General features: G+C 75.1%; 14 protein-coding genes and 2 tRNA genes. 12 read left to right on the top strand and 4 right to left on the bottom strand.

The window, feature by feature from the left end; all coding sequences use genetic code 11:
* Positions 1–2: 2 nt before the first annotated feature.
* The 3 genes from ACYVDA_RS09895 (at position 3) to ACYVDA_RS09885 (ending at position 4297) form a co-directional block, all read left to right on the top strand.
* Positions 3–1223 (top strand): CaiB/BaiF CoA transferase family protein, encoded by a 1221-nt coding sequence (locus tag ACYVDA_RS09895; protein ID WP_460817795.1) that lies wholly within the window; start codon positions 3–5, stop codon positions 1221–1223.
* Positions 1220–2641 (top strand): carboxyl transferase domain-containing protein, encoded by a 1422-nt coding sequence (locus ACYVDA_RS09890; RefSeq protein WP_460817793.1) that lies wholly within the window; start codon positions 1220–1222, stop codon positions 2639–2641. The genes ACYVDA_RS09895 and ACYVDA_RS09890 overlap by 4 nt, the downstream gene beginning before the upstream one ends.
* A gap of 207 nt (positions 2642–2848) precedes the next feature.
* Complete coding sequence (locus ACYVDA_RS09885; RefSeq protein WP_460817791.1) at positions 2849–4297, top strand: DEAD/DEAH box helicase; 1449 nt, start codon at positions 2849–2851, stop codon at positions 4295–4297.
* 227 nt (positions 4298–4524) lie between these two features.
* On the opposite strand, the gene ACYVDA_RS09880 is transcribed toward ACYVDA_RS09885, so the two are convergent.
* Both ACYVDA_RS09880 and ACYVDA_RS09875 read right to left on the bottom strand, forming a co-directional pair.
* Positions 4525–5370, bottom strand: a complete 846-nt coding sequence (locus ACYVDA_RS09880; protein ID WP_460817789.1) for a type 1 glutamine amidotransferase family protein — start codon at positions 5368–5370, stop codon at positions 4525–4527.
* Positions 5371–5583: 213 nt separating this feature from the next.
* Positions 5584–7602, bottom strand: coding sequence for an alpha/beta hydrolase family protein (locus ACYVDA_RS09875; protein ID WP_460817787.1), 2019 nt, complete (start codon positions 7600–7602; stop codon positions 5584–5586).
* A 62-nt stretch (positions 7603–7664) separates the two neighbouring features.
* Between ACYVDA_RS09875 and ACYVDA_RS09870 the strand changes: the two genes are divergently transcribed.
* From ACYVDA_RS09870 to ACYVDA_RS09860, 3 genes are all read left to right on the top strand, one after another.
* Positions 7665–8591 carry a pirin family protein gene (locus ACYVDA_RS09870; protein WP_460817785.1) on the top strand — a complete coding sequence of 309 codons (927 nt, stop codon included), beginning with the start codon at positions 7665–7667 and terminating at the stop codon, positions 8589–8591.
* A gap of 38 nt (positions 8592–8629) precedes the next feature.
* Positions 8630–9529 carry a homocysteine S-methyltransferase family protein gene (locus ACYVDA_RS09865; RefSeq protein WP_460817783.1) on the top strand — a complete coding sequence of 300 codons (900 nt, stop codon included), beginning with the start codon at positions 8630–8632 and terminating at the stop codon, positions 9527–9529.
* A gap of 103 nt (positions 9530–9632) precedes the next feature.
* A complete protein-coding gene (locus ACYVDA_RS09860; RefSeq protein WP_460818157.1) occupies positions 9633–10154 on the top strand; it encodes a DNA-3-methyladenine glycosylase I in 522 nt (173 codons plus the stop codon).
* Positions 10155–10187: 33 nt separating this feature from the next.
* Here ACYVDA_RS09860 and ACYVDA_RS09855 read toward each other — a convergent pair whose 3' ends face one another.
* Positions 10188–12080 carry an MDR family MFS transporter gene (locus ACYVDA_RS09855; RefSeq protein WP_460817781.1) on the bottom strand — a complete coding sequence of 631 codons (1893 nt, stop codon included), beginning with the start codon at positions 12078–12080 and terminating at the stop codon, positions 10188–10190.
* Between the two features lie 157 nt (positions 12081–12237).
* On the opposite strand from ACYVDA_RS09855, the gene ACYVDA_RS09850 reads away from it, so the two are divergent.
* Together ACYVDA_RS09850 and ACYVDA_RS09845 are read left to right on the top strand one after the other, a co-directional pair.
* Complete coding sequence (locus ACYVDA_RS09850; RefSeq protein ID WP_460817780.1) at positions 12238–13653, top strand: amidase; 1416 nt, start codon at positions 12238–12240, stop codon at positions 13651–13653.
* Between the two features lie 2 nt (positions 13654–13655).
* A complete protein-coding gene (locus tag ACYVDA_RS09845; protein WP_460817778.1) occupies positions 13656–14576 on the top strand; it encodes an alpha/beta hydrolase in 921 nt (306 codons plus the stop codon).
* A 39-nt stretch (positions 14577–14615) separates the two neighbouring features.
* On the opposite strand, the gene ACYVDA_RS09840 is transcribed toward ACYVDA_RS09845, so the two are convergent.
* Complete coding sequence (locus ACYVDA_RS09840) at positions 14616–15434, bottom strand: thioesterase family protein (RefSeq protein ID WP_460817776.1); 819 nt, start codon at positions 15432–15434, stop codon at positions 14616–14618.
* A gap of 120 nt (positions 15435–15554) precedes the next feature.
* On the opposite strand from ACYVDA_RS09840, the gene ACYVDA_RS09835 reads away from it, so the two are divergent.
* From ACYVDA_RS09835 to ACYVDA_RS09820, 4 genes are all read left to right on the top strand, one after another.
* Positions 15555–15627: transfer RNA gene (locus ACYVDA_RS09835), tRNA-Thr, on the top strand.
* Positions 15628–15662: 35 nt separating this feature from the next.
* A tRNA-Met gene (locus ACYVDA_RS09830) sits at positions 15663–15736 on the top strand.
* 68 nt (positions 15737–15804) lie between these two features.
* Positions 15805–15975 carry a 50S ribosomal protein L33 gene (gene rpmG / locus ACYVDA_RS09825; protein WP_056536155.1) on the top strand — a complete coding sequence of 57 codons (171 nt, stop codon included), beginning with the start codon at positions 15805–15807 and terminating at the stop codon, positions 15973–15975.
* A gap of 70 nt (positions 15976–16045) precedes the next feature.
* Positions 16046–17101 carry a UDP-N-acetylmuramate dehydrogenase gene (locus tag ACYVDA_RS09820; protein WP_460817773.1) on the top strand — a complete coding sequence of 352 codons (1056 nt, stop codon included), beginning with the start codon at positions 16046–16048 and terminating at the stop codon, positions 17099–17101.
* The last annotated feature ends 7 nt before the right edge of the window (positions 17102–17108 follow it).

The raw sequence follows: 17108 nt of genomic DNA, 5'->3' as shown, positions 1-17108 counted from the left end.
CCGTGAACGAACCGACGACCGACCTCCCCTCGACCGGACCTCTCGCCGACGTCCTCGTCGTCGACCTCTCCCGGGCCCTGGCCGGTCCGCAGGCCACGATGATGCTGGGCGACCTCGGCGCCCGCGTGGTCAAGGTCGAGGCGCCCGGCCACGGCGACGACACCCGCGGGTGGGGGCCGCCCTTCGTGGGGCCCGAGGACGACCGCCAGTCGACGTACTTCCTCTCGGCCAACCGCAACAAGGAGTCGATCACCCTCGACCTCAAGGCCGAGGACGACCGCGACGTGCTGCTCGGCCTGGTGGCCCGCGCCGACGTGCTGGTGGAGAACTTCCGCACCGGCGTCCTGGAGCGGCTCGGCCTCGGGATCGCCTCGCTGCAGGAGCTCAACCCGCGCCTGGTCGTGCTCTCGATCACCGGCTTCGGCCACGACGGGCCGGAGGGCGGTCGCGCGGGCTACGACCAGATCGCCCAGGGCGAGGCCGGCCTGATGTCGCTGACCGGCGCCGGGCCGGAGGACCCCCAGCGGGTCGGCGTCCCGATCTCGGACCTCCTCGCCGGGATGTACGGCGCGTACGGCGTCCTCGCCGCCCTGCACGAGCGCGAGCGCACCGGCCGCGGCACGGTGGTCCGGACCTCCCTGCTCGCCGCGACGGTCGGGGTGCACGCCTTCCAGGGCACCCGGTGGACCGTCGCCGGCGAGGTCGGCCGGGCGGCCGGCAACCACCACCCCTCGATCTGCCCCTACGGCCTGTTCCACTGCCGCGACGGGGCCGTGCAGATCTCGGTGGGCAGCGAGGGCCTGTGGCGCCGCCTGTGCGACGGCTTCGGTCTCGACGCCACCACCCCCGGCCTGGCCAGCAACCCCGAGCGGGTGGCGCACCGGGAGGAGACCATCGCGTTCGTCGAGGCGGCCTTCGCCGGCTGGGACGCCGAGCCGCTGCTCGCGCGCCTGGCCGAGGTCGGCGTGCCCGCGGGCAAGGTGCGCAGCCTCGACGAGGTCTACGCCTGGGACCAGGTCGCCAGCCAGGGCCTGCTCGTCGACGTCGAGCACGACGTGCTCGGCCCGCTGACCCTGCCCGGCCCGCCGCTGCGCTTCTTCGGCGCCGACGGCACCGAGGTCACCCGCCGCGACCACCGGGCCCCGCCCACCCTGGACCAGCACGGCAGGGGCGTGCGGTCGTGGCTGGCCGGTGAGGCGCCCGGCGAGGACCCGCGGCCGTGACCCGTCGCTGGGGGGCCCAGGAGCTGGTCGACCTCGTGCTCGACGACGGGTCGTTCACCTCCTGGGACGCGGCGGTCGACACCAGCGGGCACGACCCCGCCTACCGCGCCGAGCTCGAGGCGGCCGCGGCCAAGGCCGGGACCGACGAGTCGGTGCTGACCGGTCGTGGGCTCGTGCGCGGTCGCCCCGTCGCCGTGGTGGTCAACGAGTTCCGCTTCCTGGGCGGGTCGATCGGCATGGCCGCCGCCCGCCGCATCGTGCACGCCGTACGCCGTGCCACCGCCGAGGGGCTGCCCCTGCTCGCCACCACCGCGTCGGGCGGCACCCGGATGCAGGAGGGCACGCCCGCCTTCTGGCAGATGGCCGAGATCTCCCGGGCGGTGATGGACCACCGGGCGGCCGGTCTGCCCTACCTGGTGCACCTGCGCCACCCCACGACCGGCGGGGTGTTCGCCTCGTGGGGGTCCCTGGGCCACGTGACCGTCGCCGAGCCGGGTGCCCTGGTCGGGTTCCTGGGCCCCAAGGTCTTCGAGGCGCTCGAGGGCCGGCCGTTCCCCGAGGGGGTCCAGCGGGCCGAGAACCTGGTGGCCCACGGCGTGATCGACGCCGTGGTGGCGACCGAGGACCTGCCCGAGCTGGTCGACCGCACCCTGGCGGTGCTGGTCGACCCGCCCACGGCGCCGGAGCTGCCGCTGCGGACCGGCACCGCGCAGACCCCGTCCGCCTGGGAGTCGATCGGGCTGACCCGGTCCGACCAGCGCCTCGGCGTGCGCGACCTGCTGCGGCTGGCCGAGGCCACCCTCCCGCTGGGCGGGACCGAGGAGGGCGAGCGCGACGCCTCGGTGATCATCGCCCTCACCCGCCTCGACGGGCAGCCGTGCGTGCTGGTGGGCCAGGACCGGCTGCGCCAGACCGCGACCACCCCGCTGGGCCCGGCCGCGCTGCGCCAGGCGCGACGCGGCATGCGGCTGGCGCAGGAGCTGCGGCTGCCGCTGGTCACCGTCGTGGACACCCCCGGCGCCGAGCTGTCGCCGGCGGCCGAGGAGGGCGCGGTGGCCGGCGAGATCGCCCGCTGCATCGCGGCCCTGGTGACGCTGAGCGTCCCGACCGTCTCGGTGATCCTCGGCCAGGGCTGCGGGGGAGGGGCGCTCGCGCTGCTGCCGGCCCGGCGGGTGCTGGCGGCCGCCAACGCGTGGCTCTCCCCGCTGCCGCCCGAGGGCGCCAGCGTGATCCGGCACGGCGACGTCGACCACGCCGCCGAGATGGCGGCGGCCCAGGGCGTCGACGCGGCCTCGCTGCTGCGGGCCGGCATCGTGCACGAGGTCGTCCCGGAGCGGGTGGAGGACGACCGGGCCGACGTGGCCCGGGCGGTCACGGCTGCGGTCTCCCACGCGCTGGTCGAGCTCGGTCGGGCCTGAGTCGGGACTGGGCGGAGTCGCAGGTCACAGGCGGTTCGTGGCCGTTGATGCGAGGGATCGGGCCCCGGTGCCCTAGTCTGGTGGCACAAGGATCGTCCAGTTCTGCCCGGTCCTGATGCGTGTCGCAGCACAGCTCGTGCTCCACGCCGCCCGTACTTCTTCGACGAACCCGTCGACTACGGCTATGTGCGGAACACTTTTCCCACAGTGAGCGAATCTCCCTTGTCTGACTTCACCGACCTCGGTGTGCCCTCGTCCCTCGCGACCATCATCGCGGGCGACGGCATCACCACTCCCTCCCCGATCCAGGCCGCCACGCTGCCCGACTCCCTCAAGGGTCGCGACGTGCTCGGCCGGGGCCGCACCGGCTCCGGCAAGACCCTGGCCTTCCTGCTGCCCCTCGTGGCCCGCCTGGAGAAGTCCGGTGCCCGGCGTACGCCGAAGAAGCCGCGCGCCCTCATCCTGGCTCCCACCCGTGAGCTCGTCGCCCAGATCGACGCCGCGCTGGCGCCGCTGGCGAAGTCCGCCGGCCTGACCACCCGCACCGTCTTCGGCGGCGTGGGCCAGGGCCCGCAGGTCGCCGCGCTCAAGAACGGCGTCGACGTCCTGATCGCCTGCCCCGGTCGCCTCGAGGACCTGATCCAGCAGCGTGCCGCCGACCTGTCGGCCGTCGAGATCACGATCCTGGACGAGGCCGACCACATGGCCGACCTCGGCTTCCTCCCGGCCGTGCGTCGCCTGCTCGACCAGACCCCTCGCGGCGGCCAGCGGATGCTGTTCTCCGCCACGCTGGACGGCGCCGTCAACGTCCTGGTCAAGCGGTTCCTGGTGGACCCGGCCGTCCACGAGGCCGACTCGGCGCAGTCGCCGGTGTCGACCATGGACCACCACGTGCTGCACGTGCAGCACGACCAGCGCGTGCCGGTGCTCGTCGACCTCACCAGCGCCCCCGGCCGCACGGTGATCTTCACCCGCACCAAGCACGGCGCGAAGAACCTGGCCCGCCAGCTCAACCAGCGCGGCGTACCCGCCATCGAGCTGCACGGCAACCTGGCCCAGAACGCGCGCACCCGCAACATGGAGGCCTTCCACTCCGGCCGCGCCACGACGCTGGTCGCCACCGACATCGCCGCACGTGGCATCCACGTCGACGACGTCGCGCTGGTCATCCACGCCGACCCGCCGGCCGAGCACAAGGCCTACCTGCACCGCTCGGGCCGCACCGCCCGCGCCGGTGCCGCCGGCACGGTCATCACGCTGATGACCGACTCGCAGGTCAAGGACGTCCGCGACCTGACCCGCGCCGCCAAGATCAACCCCACCACGACCCGGATCTCCGGTCCCGGCCACGCGATGCTCCAGCAGCTCGCGCCCGGCGAGCGCGTCCTGGTCGAGGGTGGCCTCAAGGACGACCGTCCCGCGGTCCAGAACGGCGGCCGCCCCGGCGGCTCGTCGAACGGTGGCGGTGGCGGTGGCCGTCGTCGCAGCGGTGGTGGCGGCCGTGGTGGCTCGTCGGCCGGCGGCTCGTCCAACGGCGGTAGCAAGCCCGCCGGTGCCGGTCGCTCGCGCGGCCGTCGCTCCGGCGCCCCCGCCGCGAGCTCGGGCGGCAGCCACAGCGCCGCCTCCTTCAGCGGCGGCGGCCGCCGCTCCCGCTGACCCCAGCGCCCCACGCACCACCTCGACGACCCCCGGTCGGCCCCAGGCCGCCGGGGGTCCTCGCATCCCCGGGCCCCCGCCGAGGGTCTCGTGTGTACGCCGAGGGGGCTCGTGTGTACGCCGAGGGGGCTCGTGTGTACGCCGAGGGGGCGCGTGTGTACGCCGAGGAGGCTCGTCTAGTCCCCGAGGAGGCTCGTCCGGCGTGCGTACGCCGGTGGCTCAGCGCCTCAGCCGGCGTCCTTCGCCGCGGAGGGCGTACGCCGACGCCCGGGCAGCCGGTTGGCCAGGTCGCCCAGCGGGCCGACGGACTCGCCCAGGGTCTCGATCGAGGCGCGCAGCTCGGGGATCACCCCGACGAGGTCGAGGAGCCGCGGGTGGACCTCCTCGAGGATCGGTCCGAGCGCGACGAGCTGGTCGAGCGTGCCGCCGTCGGCGACCAGCTTGTCCACGAACCCGTCCTCGCTCAGCAGCCGGTCCAGCAGGCCGCCCTCGGCGAGCACGATGTCGAGCACACCGCCCTCGCGGGTCACGCGGTCGAGCGCGCCGCCCTCGTCGACCAGTCGTTCGAGCGGGCCGTCCTCGACCAGCAGCCGGTCGAGCACGCCGCCCGGGGCGAGCAGCCGGTCGAGCGGACCACCGGGCTCGAGCAGCCGGTCGGCCGCGCCGCCCTCGCTGAGCAGGCGGGCCAGCGGCCCCTCCTCGGCGAGCGTGCGGTCCAGGATCCCGCCGCGGGCGATGGCCCGTCCGAGCGGTCGGGCCGGGCCGGCGGCGTCGGCGAGCTCGGCCAGCCGTCCCAGCGGGCTCTGGGGGTCGCGGGTCATCGCGTCCAGCTTGCCGATCATCCCGCCCTCGCCGAGCAGGGCGGCCAGCTGGTCGGCGTACCCCCCTCGGCGGCGGAGGACGCCCTCCGGGGCCAGGAACGTGCCCGCGGCCAGGGTGATCGTGACCCCGGCCCTCGCCAGGCGCAGCGGCAGCACCAGGAGGCTCGGACGCCGGTCGACCGGCTCCAGCTCCGCCGTGGTGGGGCGGGTGCGGGCGGGCGAGGCGGGTCGGTCGGCAGCGCGTGGGGCCATGGCCGCAGCCTAGGGCGCGGGACCGCCGACCACAGGTGGTCTGGGGGACCACCGGACCCCCGGACGAGCCCCCTCGGGCGCCAGACCAGCCCCCTCGGGCGCCGGACGAGCCTCCTCGGGCGCCAGACCAGCCTCCTCGGGCGCCGGACGAGCCTCCTCGGGCGCCAGACCAGCCTCCTCGGGCGCCAGACGAGCCTCCTCGGCGCGCCGGCCTCAGCCCAGGTCGACCTCGGGGAGGTCGCCGGCAGGGGTGAAGCCCCAGACCTGGCCCAGGAAGGACAGCTCGACCTCGGCGGCGCGGACGATGTTCTCCGGAGCCCGGAAGCCGTGGCCCTCGCCGGCGAAGACCTCGAGCGCGACCGGGCGGCCCAGGGCGCGCAGGCCCTGCTCCATCACCTCGGCCTGCGAGGGCGGCACCACGCGGTCGGCGTCGCCCTGGAGCAGCAGCAGCGGGGCGGTGATGTCCTCGACGTGGTGCAGCGGCGAGCGGGCCGCGTAGATCTCGCGGGCCGCCGGCCACGGGCCCACCAGCCCGTCGAGGTAGCGCGACTCCATCTTGTGGGTCTCCTGCGCCAGCAGCGACAGGTCCGAGACGCCGAAGTAGCTCACGCCCGCGCTGAACGCGTCGTGGAAGGCCAGCGCGGCGAAGACCACGAAGCCACCCGCCGACCCACCCCGTACGCCGAGCCGCGCCCCGTCCACGACCCCGGTCTCGGCCAGGTGCCGTGCGCCGGCCACCACGTCCTCGATGTCGGCGACCCCCCACGTGCCGGTCAGCCGCTCGCGGTAGGCCCGGCCGTAGCCCGTCGAGCCGGCGTAGTTGACGTCGAGCACCGCGATCCCGCGCGAGGTGAACCACGCCGTCGAGGTGCGCGGGACCGCGTTCGTGGCCGACGTGGGACCGCCGTGGGCGATCACCACCAGCGGGGGCAGCTCGCCCTCGGGCCCGGTGACGTCGGGGTGGGTCGGCCGGTGCAGGAAGCCGTACGCCGTGTCCCCGGCGTGACCGGTCCAGCTGACGGCCTCCGCCGCGGCGACGTACGCCGGGTCGGGGACGGTCCCGCGCGCCGCGAGCACCTCGAGCGTGGCCGAGGAGCCCTCGAGGGCGACCGTGGAGGCGGCCGCCCCGACGTCGGGGAGCCCGGCGTCGAGGACCAGGCCGCCGTCGTGCGGGGCGAGCCCGCTCGCGGCCAGCAGCGGGAGGTCGAGGTCGGTGACCGCGCCGGGCAGCGACGGCGTGACGGTGCTCAGGCGCTGGAGACCGTCGACGGTGCGCACGCCGACGAGCCGACCGTCGGGGGCGAGCGCCATCGCGCGGGTCCGGAACATCCAGCCCGGCAGGCCCCACTCGGAGTCCGTGGGGGCGAGGGCGAGGGGGTCGGAGGACCCGGTGACGTCGACGACGTGCGGGACGGCCCACCCCTCGGGGTCGGCCAGGAACGCCAGCCGGGTGGCGTCCACCCAGACCGGCTCGGTCGCGGTCTGTCCCGGCCCGCCCCCGACCCGTCGCACGGACACGGCGTCGCCGGCCTCGTCGAGGTCGGCGACGACCACGCTCGCGGCGTCCCAGGGCATCGCGGGGTGCGACCACTGCACCCACGCCAGCCGGGCGCCGTCGGGGGAGAGCACGGGGTCGCTGACGAAGTCGGGCAGCGCGGGGTCACCCGCGTCGTCGGCGTCGGGGCGGGGCAGCGCCCGCCGACGCCCGGCCACGACCACCTCGCCGAACCCGGGGGGGCCGTCGAGGGGCACGCGCACGATCTCGTTGACCGGCTCGACGTCGGTGCCGCGGTGGTCCTCCCGGACCACGAAGCAGACCCCGCGCGCGACGTCGACCTCGGGCGCCGCCCAGCGCACCGCGGCGTCCTCCCCCTCCGCGGGTGTCGGCGACAGCGGCCGCGGCTCGCCGTCGAGGCGCCACAGCTGCTGGGTCACGAGATCAACCGCCACCACGACGCCGTCGCGGACCGTCCACGCGCCGCCGCCGTACTCGTGCACGCGAGACCGCACCGACATCCACTCCGGGGAGAGGTCGCGCACCGAGCCGTCAGCCTCGCGCAGCGACAAGATGACGCGGGCGCCGGTCTCCGGCGCCGTCCGCAGCCAGTGCACGAGCCCGCCGTCGGAGCGGGGGTCGGCCGAGGTGCCCCCGGAGGCCACCAGGTCGGCCGCCGAGACCGGCGAGGGCCAGGAGCCGTGGGGGAGGGGCGTGGGGGCGTTCGCGGACGTCATGGGCCCATCCTGGACCACGGGTCCCACGGCCCCGGTGGGTGCGGGAGTGGCAGGCTGGACCGATGGACGTCCTCGCACCCCGCGACGTGCCCCTCGGTGGCCTCCGCGCCATGACCGTGCGCCGCACCCTGCCCCAGCGCGGCCGCACCCTGATCGGGGCGTGGTGCTTCGTGGACCACTACGGCCCCGACGACGTGGCGGGGCCCGGCGGGGCCGGGGGAGCGGCCGAGGGGATGGTCGTCCCGCCCCACCCCCACACCGGCCTGCAGACGGTGAGCTGGCTGTTCTCGGGCGAGATCGAGCACCGCGACTCCGCCGGTCACCACGCCACCGTCCGGCCCGGCGAGGTCAACCTGATGACGGCGGGCCGGGGGATCAGCCACAGCGAGTACTCCACCCCCGCCACCGTCACGCTCCACGGCGCCCAGCTCTGGCTCGCGCTCCCCGACGGCGACCGCGAGACCGCCCCGGCCTTCGAGCACCACGCGCCCGAGCCGGTCACCGGGCCGGGGTGGGCGGCGCGGGTGTTCCTGGGGTCGCTGCTGGGCTCGACCTCGCCGGTGCACACGTTCTCGCCGCTGCTGGGTGCCGAGCTCGTGCTGGACGCGGGCACCCGGCTGGAGGTGCCCGTCGACCCGGGCTTCGAGCTCGGCGTGCTGGTCGACACCGGCGCGGTGCGGGTCGACGGCGAGCCCCTGGGGCGCGCCGACCTGGGCTTCCTGGAGCCGGGCCGGGACCGGCTCGTGCTCGAGTGCGACGAGCCCGCGCGGCTGCTGCTCCTCGGTGGGCCGCCCTTCGGCGAGCGCATCGTGATGTGGTGGAACTTCATCGGCCGCACCCACGACGAGGTCGTCGAGCACCGTCGGGCCTGGGAGGCCCGGCTGGACTCCGGCGAGGCCGACCGGTTCGAGCTGCCGGCCGACGACCCCCGCGACCCGTTGCACGCACCGGTGCTGCCCGGCGTACGTCTGGTGAGTCGGGGGCCGTGAGCGCGACGGCCGTCGGCGCCACGGCCTAGGCTCGGCACGTGAGCACTCCGACGCACCCCGCCCTGACCGAGCTCGTGTCCCGCGCCGAGGGCGGCAGCGTGCTGCTCGACGGCGGCATGGGCACGCTGCTCCAGGACCTGGGCCTCGACGACGGCGGCTCCGGCGAGCTGTGGAACGTCGAGCGCCCCGAGGCCATCACCTCCGCCCACGAGTCGTACGCCGCCGCCGGCGCCCGCGTGCTGACCACCAACACCTTCGGCGGCACCCGGCCGCGCCTGGAGATGCACGGGCTCGGCAACCGCGTCCACGAGCTCAACGAGGCCGGGGCCCGGCTGGCCCGCGGGGTCGCCGACGCCCACGGCGCGCTCGTCGCCGGTGGCCTGGGCCCGACCGGCGAGCTGCTGGAGCCGCTCGGCACCATGACCGAGGCCGACGCCCAGGCGATCTTCGCCGAGCAGCTCCGCGGCCTGCGCGACGGCGGCATCGACCTCGTCCTCGTCGAGACGCTCAGCGACCTGGGCGAGGCCCGGGCCGCGCTGGCCGCGGCCCGCGAGGTCGTGCCCGACCTCCCGGTCGTGGTCACGATGAGCTTCGACACCAACCTGCGCACGATGATGGGCGTCGCCCCCGCGACGGCCGTCGCCGAGCTGGCCGAGGCCGGGGCGTCGGCGGTGGGGGCCAACTGCGGTCGCGGCCCGGCCGAGATGCTGGTCATCGCCGGCCAGATGGCCCAGGCGCGGCCCGAGGGCCTGCTGCTGGTCGCCCAGTCCAACGCGGGCCTCCCCCAGGTCGTCGGCGACCACTTCGAGTACGACGCCACCCCCGAGGACCTCGCCCGTCACGCCACCGAGCTTCGCGACCTCGGCGTGGACCTGGTCGGCGCCTGCTGCGGCTCCACCCCGGCCCACCTCGAGGCGATGGCGACCGCCCTGCGATGAGCCGGCCGTCGTGAGCGACCCCGACGGTCCCGACGGCCCCGACGGGAGCGTGCTCGGCGAGGACGGGGTGCGCCGCTGCCCGTGGGCCGCGACCCCGGGCCGCATGCGCGACTACCACGACACCGAGTGGGGCGTGCGGGTCCACGGGGAGCAGGCCGTGTTCGAGCGGCTCAGCCTCGAGGGTTTCCAGGCCGGCCTGTCGTGGGCCACGATCCTGAACAAGCGGCCGCGGTTCCGCGAGGTCTTCCACGGCTTCGACGTGGACCGGGTGGCCGCGATGGACGACCGTGACGTCGAGCGCCTGATGGCCGACGCCGGCATCGTGCGCAACCGGGCCAAGATCTTGGCCACGCGCACCAACGCGCTGGCCACGATCGCGCTGCGCGAGCGTGGGGGCCTCGAGGCCTTCGTGCTCGGTCACGCCCCCGAGGTGGGGCCGCGGCCGCGCACCGTCGCCGAGGTGCCCACGGTCTCGCCCGAGTCGACCGCGCTGTCCAGGGCGCTGCGGCGCGAGGGCTTCGCCTTCGTCGGCCCCACGACCATGCACGCCCTGATGGAGGCGACCGGCCTGGTCGACACCCACCTGCTCGGCTGCCACCGCCGGGGTGCGGGCCACCACCGCTGAGAGGTCAGCGGCGGCGCCCGGCCCCCCGGGTCGTCACTCCTCGGGCTGCGCCGGACCCGCGTGCCGGCCGCCGGCCGTGTGCCGCCCGACGCCGTTCTCCGGCGCCTCGTCGGTGCTGACCACCGTGTCGACGGGGGCGCGGTGCGCCCCGCCCGCGGCTCCGGCCGGCACGGCCCCGGGGGACCCGGCGCCGGCGTCGGCCGTCGCGGAGAGCCCGGTGCCGGTGCCGGATTCGGCCCCGGCCTCGGTCTCCGACCTGACCTCGGCGCGCGCCGCCGCGCTGGCCGAGGTCGCCCGCAGCTCGACCGCGGGCAGCATCAGCAGGATCAGGAAGGCCAGCAGCATCACGATGCCGCCGTAGAGCAGCACCATGCTCATCGAGTCGGCGAAGCCGACCTTGAACGGGTGCGCCAGCACGTCGGGGAAGGTGCCGATCACCGAGGAGTCGTCCTGGACCTTGGCCAGCACCCCGCCGCCGTTGCTCAGGCTGGACTTCAGGGCCGCGTTGGACGGGTCGTTCAGGGCCTGGACGAACGCCGGCTGCTGGGCCGCCGCGGTGAAGGCGTTCTTGATGTTGTCACCCAGGGTGCTGAACAGCAGGGAGAGGAACACCGCCACACCGAGCGTGCCGCCGAGCTGGCGGAAGAAGGTCGCCGAGGAGGTGGCGACGCCGATCTCGCGCGGCGGGACGGCGTTCTGGACGATGATCGTCAGCGGCTGCATGCACTGGCCCAGGCCCAGGCCGAGGAACAGCATCCCGACCATCACCCAGAGCAGGCTGGTGTCGGCGCCGACGAAGGACAGTGCGATCATCGAGGCGCCGGCCATGGCCGAGCCGATGATCGGGAACTGCCGGATCTTGCCGGTCCGCGAGGTGATCTGACCGGTCGCGATGCCGGCGCTCATCATGCCCAGGACCATCGGCAGCATCATCAGGCCGGCCTCGGTGGGCGAGGCGCCGTGGACGATCTGCATGTACTGCGGGATCACCGTGATCGCGCCGAACATGGCGGCACCGACGATCACGCTGCCGCCGATCACGACGGCGGCGGCCCGCAGCTTGAAGATCCGCAGCGGGATCAGGGCGGCGTCGCCCATCTTCTTCTCGGCCAGCAGGAACGCGGCGACGCCGGCGGCGCCGACGACGTAGCAGAGGATCGCGCGGCCCGAGGTCCAGCCCCAGCTGCGGCCCTGCTCGGCGATGGTCAGCAGGGGCACCAGCGCGACGACCAGCGCCGAGGCGCCCCACCAGTCGATCTTGGCCTCGCGGCGCACGTGGTGCAGGTGCAGGTTCTTGGTGACCACGAAGAGGGCCAGGATGCCGATCGGGACGTTGACCAGGAAGACCCAGCGCCAGCCGGTGACGCCCAGGATCGAGGACTGGCCGGCGAACAGGCCGCCCGCGACCGGGCCGAGCACGCTGGAGGTGGCGAAGACCGACATGAAGTAGCCGGTGTACTTCGCGCGCTCCCGCGGGGAGACGATGTCGCCGATGATCGCGAGCACCAGCGTGAACAGGCCGCCCGCGCCGAGACCCTGGACGGCGCGCAGCGAGGCCAGCATCGGCATCGAGGTGGCGAACGAGCACGCGGCCGACCCCAGGACGAAGAGCGTGATCGCGAAGAGGAACAGCTTCTTGCGGCCGTAGAGGTCGCCGAGCTTGCCGTAGATCGGCGTGGTGATCGTCGAGGTGATCAGGTACGCCGTCGTGACCCACGCCTGCGCCGAGAGCCCGTTGAGGTCGTCGGCGATGGTGCGGATCGAGGTGCCGACGATCGACTGGTCGAGCGCGGCCAGGAACATCCCGAGCAGCAGGCCCGAGAGGATCGTCAGGATCTGCTTGTGGGTGTACTCCCCGGACTCGAGGTCGGGGGTCGACGAACCCGCGGGCGAGACGTCGGGGGAGGGTGCTGTCGCGGTGGCCACGAGGGCTCCTTGGGTCGCGTGCGGCGTGAGAGAGGTGAGGCGTCACCGGCCTCGGGAGGCCAGCCTGACCAGATTAGTTGCACGGCTCAAGCACTGGCACCCGAAATCGGGAGGCGCACCTCACACCAGACCCCTGTCAGGACCTAGGTTGTCCGGCATGAGCACCCCTGGCGCCCGTGTGCACGCCTTCTCCGACGACGCCCTGGGCGAGGACGACGCGGTCGGCCTCGTCGCGCGGATCCGGTCGGGCCAGGTGTCCCGGCGCGAGGTCGTCGACGCGGCGGTGGCCCGCACCGAGCGCGTGGACGCCGAGCTCGGGGCGGTCGCGGCGCAGCGCTTCGACCGTGCGCGCCAGGAGTCGCTCGTCGACCACGACGGCTGGTTCGCGGGCGTCCCCACCTTCGTCAAGGACAACAGCGACCTGTCCGGGCTGCCCACCCAGCACGGCACCCGGGCGTTCGCCGCCCGTCCGGCCCGGGCCGACGGCGACGTCGCCCGCGTGCTGGGCCTGATCGGCACCACGCCGCTGGGCAAGACCCGGCTCTCGGAGTACGGCTTCAGCGCCACCGCGGAGTTCATGGACGACGAGCCCGTGCGCAACCCCTGGCTGACCACCCACTCCTCGGGAGCCTCCTCGGCCGGCGCCGCGGTGCTCGTGGCCGCCGGGGCCGTGCCGCTCGCCCACGCCAACGACGGGGGTGGCTCGATCCGGATCCCGGCGGCGGTCAACGGGCTGGTCGGCCTCAAGCCGACCCGCGGTCGCACCCCCAGCGACGCGATGAACCGTCAGATGCCCGTGCGGATCGTGCACGACGGCGTGGTGACCCGGTCGGTGCGCGACTCCGCGGCCTTCCTGCGCGAGTCCGAGCGGGCCTACCGCGACCTGGAGCTGCCGCCGATCGGCGACGTCACCGGCCCGGCCCGCCACCGGCTGCGCGTCGGGCTCGCCACCCGGCCGGTGAACGGCCAGGAGGTCGACGCCGAGACCCTCGCCGCCACCCTGGCGACCGCGGCGCTGCTGGAGGACCTCGGCCACCACGTCGAGCCGGTCGAGCCCGTGGCGCCGGCCCACCTGGCCGACGACTTCCTCCTGTACTGGGCGTTCCTGGCGCTGGCGATCACCCGCGGGGGCCGGCGCACGTTCGGCCCCGACTACGACCGCAGCCGCAACGACCACCTGACCCAGGGCCTCGCGCGGTACGCCGCCCGGCACGCGTGGCGGATCCCCGCGGCGATCACCCGCCTGCGCCTGGCCCGCCGCCTCACCCGCACGACGTACGCCGACCACGACGTCGTCCTCAGCCCGGTCCTGGCCCTGACCACCCCCGAGCTGGGCTGGCTCAGCCCCACGCAGGACTACGACACGATCGTCGAGCGGCTGCTCTCCTGGGTGGCCTTCACCCCGGTGCAGAACGTCACCGGCGAGCCGGCCGTCTCGCTGCCCGCCGGGCTCGACGCGCGCGGCCTGCCGGTCGGGGTCCAGCTCAGCGCGGGCCCGGGCCACGAGCGCCGGCTGCTCGAGGTGGCCTACGAGGTCGAGGCGGCCCGGCCCTTCCGACGCATCCAGGACTGAGGGTGCCGGCCCGGCCGTCCCGTCGCGGCGTGCTGCTCGGTGCCGCCGGCGTGGTGGGGGTCGTGGGCGCCGCCGGGGTCGGCGTCGAGGAGGGCGTGCTGCCCGGGCGCGGGGCCGTGCGGCGCCGGTTCGGCCACGTCCTGGGTCTCGACGGCGAGGCCGGGCGCGTGCCCGACGTGCGTCCCGGGCGCCTGGTCTCGGGGTCGTTCGTGTCCGCGGCTCGGGGCGGGGTGCGCACGGGCTGGACGGTCGCGCACCCGCCGGCCGTCCCCGGTCGGGACGGCTCGGCGCCGCTCCCGGTGCTGGTGTCGCTGCACGGGCTGGGGGGAGACCACACGACGTCCTTCGGGCACCACCTCGGCCTCGACCGCTTCCTGGCCGACGGCGTGCGCCGGGGCCTGCCGCCCTTTGCGATCGCCTCGGTCGACGGGGGCCGCGGCTACTGGCACCGGCGCCCGGACGGGGAGGACGCGGGCGCGATGGTGCTCGACGAGCTCCTGCCGCTCCTGCGTCGCCAGGGCCTGCGCACCGACCGCGTCGGCCTGCTGGGCTGGTCCATGGGCGGGTACGCCGCCCTCCGGCTCGGCGCCGTCCTGTCCGAGCAGCGCTGCGCGGTCGTCGCCGCCGCGAGCCCCGCCCTGTGGGTGCGGGGCGAGGACGCGTCGGCGTCGGGGTTCCGCGACCCCGCGGAGTACGCCGAGTTCAGCGTCATGGGTCACCAGCGCGACCTCGCCGGGATCCCGGTGCGGATCGACTGCGGCGACGACGACCCGTTCCGCGCCGCGACCGGCACCTACGTCGCGGGCTTCCCCGCCGGGAGCCGCCCGGTGTTCCGCCCCGCCCCGGGGGCGCACGACATGGACTTCTGGCGCCGCGTCGCCCCGGCCCAGCTGCGCTTCGTCGCCCGGCACCTCACAGCCTGAGCGCCCGACCCGGCTGAGCCCGGGAGCGTCGCCACGACCTCAGCCGCGGGCGCGGGTGACCAGCAGCGCCTGGGCCGAGCGGGCCACCAGGCCCTCCTCGTCGTGCACCGCGGCCTCGGTCAGTCCGACCGCGCCCTCGGTGAGGTGCGCCTGCGCGGAGAGGCAGACCCACTCGCCGACCAGGGGACGCACCAGGTGCACCGTCAGCTCGGTGTTGAGGAAGGTCCAGCGCGTCGGGTCCACGGCCGAGGCGGCGCCGTTGGCGGAGTCCACGCAGGTCAGCAGCCGCTGGAGCGGGGTCATGGTCTCGCCGGGGACGAGCGGGACCAGCGGCCGCATCCACACCACCGCCGGACCCGGGGTCGTGACGGCACCCTCGACCCAGCGCCACTCCAGGGAGTCCAGGTAGCCCCGCGTCCACGCGGACGGCGGCTCCTCGAGCCGTCCGTCGGCGTGGGTGTGCCCCAGGGGTCCCGCGTCGCCGACCCGACCCGGGCCCTCGCCGACCGGGAACGCCCAGGCCTGGGCCCGGGCCAGCACCCGTCCGCGGTCGTCGCTCAGCTCGGCCTGGCGCAGGGACACGGTGCGGCCGGGCCGCAGGACGGTGGCGGTGACCGTGAGGTCCGCCACGGGGACCGGGCCCAGGAGGTCCATCGTGAAGCGACCGATCACCCGCGGGGTGCCCTCGTCGACGGACTCCAGGGCGCGGCCCAGGAGGGCCGCGGGCGGGCCGCCGTGCTGGGCGTGCTCGCTCCAGGGGCCCGACGTGGCGTGGGTGGCGCGGAAGCGGGTCTCGTCGAGGGGCTCGTAGTAGGAGCCGGGCAGGGCACCAGCAGGGGCGTCGGTCGGCACGGTCACCTGCTCGATGATGGCTCCTCGGGCCGAGCCGGGGGCCGATTTCGGCATCCGCAGGCCCGTGTGTATTCTTCTCGACGGCTCAGGCGCCCGTCCGGCAGGTCGGTCGGTGCCCTCGGTCAGGCCCCTTTAGCTCAGTCGGCAGAGCGTCTCCATGGTAAGGAGAAGGTCTACGGTTCGATTCCGTAAAGGGGCTCAGGGAATGACTCGCTCGAACGGGTCGTTGCTCGAGGCGGGGTAGCTCAGCTGGTTAGAGCGCACGACTCATAATCGTGAGGTCGCGGGATCGAGCCCCGCCCCCGCTACTCATTCACCGCACGGCACCCGGCACCAAACCGGCAGCACAGCCGCAGTCAAGGAAGTAGGCACGAACGTGGCCAGCAAGAGCTCTGACGTCCGCCCCAAGATCACCTTGGCGTGCGTGGACTGCAAGGAACGCAACTACATCACCAAGAAGAACCGCCGCAACGACCCCGACCGCATGGAGCTGAAGAAGTTCTGCCCGCGTTGCCGCACCCACACCGCTCACCGCGAGACCCGCTGAGCGCACCGAGCACCGACACGGAGCGGCCCCGGCACTGCCGGGGCCGCTTCTGCGTTGCCGGACTAGCGTCGTGACCGTGCCCGATCCCCTGACCGCTCCCGGTGCCACCGGCTCCCCACGCCTGGCCGACCTGACCACGCTGCGCCTGGGGGGTCCCGCCCGCGAGCTGGTGGAGGCCCACGACGAGGCCTCCCTGGTCGAGGCGGTCCGCAGCGCCGACGCGGTCGGCACGCCGGTCCTGGTGGTCGGAGGCGGCAGCAACCTCGTGGTTTCCGACGAGGGCTTCGACGGTCGCGTGGTCGTCGTGCGCTCCCGGGGCGTGTCCGAGCAGACCGACACCTGTGGCGGCGCCTTCGTCGAGGTCGCGGCGGGAGAGCCCTGGGACGCCCTGGTGGCCACCGCCGTCGAGCGCGGCTGGGTCGGCCTGGAGGCGCTCTCGGGCATCCCGGGCACGACGGGGGCGACGCCGGTCCAGAACGTCGGCGCCTACGGCCAGGAGGTCTCCCAGACGATCGCGCGCGTGCGCACCTGGGACCGCCGCGAGGCCGCGGTGCGTTCGTACGCCGCCGCCGACTGCGGCTTCGCCTACCGCACCAGCCGCTTCAAGGCCGACCCCGAGCGCCACGTCGTGCTCTCGGTGACCTTCCAGCTCGGGCTGGGCGACCTCGGCGCGCCCGTGCAGTACGCCGAGCTGGCGCGCGCCCTGGGCGTCGAGGTCGGCGACCGCGCCCCGGCCGCCGCCGTCCGCGAGGCCGTCCTGGGACTCAGGCGGGGCAAGGCGATGGTGCTCGACGCCGCGGACCACGACACGTGGAGCACCGGGTCGTTCTTCACCAACCCGGTCGTCCCGCTCGAGCAGGTGCCCGACGGCGCCCCGGCGTGGCCCCAGGGCGACGGCCTGGCCAAGACCAGCGCCGCCTGGCTGATCGACCACGCCGGCTTCGCCAAGGGCCACGGCGACGAGCGCGTGCGGCTCTCCTCGCGGCACACCCTGGCCCTGACCAACCGCGGGGGCGCCACGACGGCCGACCTGCTGCGGCTGGCCCGCGAGGTGCGCGACGGCGTGCGCCGCGAGTTCGGCATCGAGCTGGTCAACGAGCCGGTCCTGGTGGGCTGCTCGCTCTGAGCTGAGA

It is taken from the genome of Nocardioides korecus, assembly GCF_054778395.1.
Note: the sequence above shows the minus strand (reverse complement) of the source record. Positions and strands in the feature narration are given on the sequence as shown.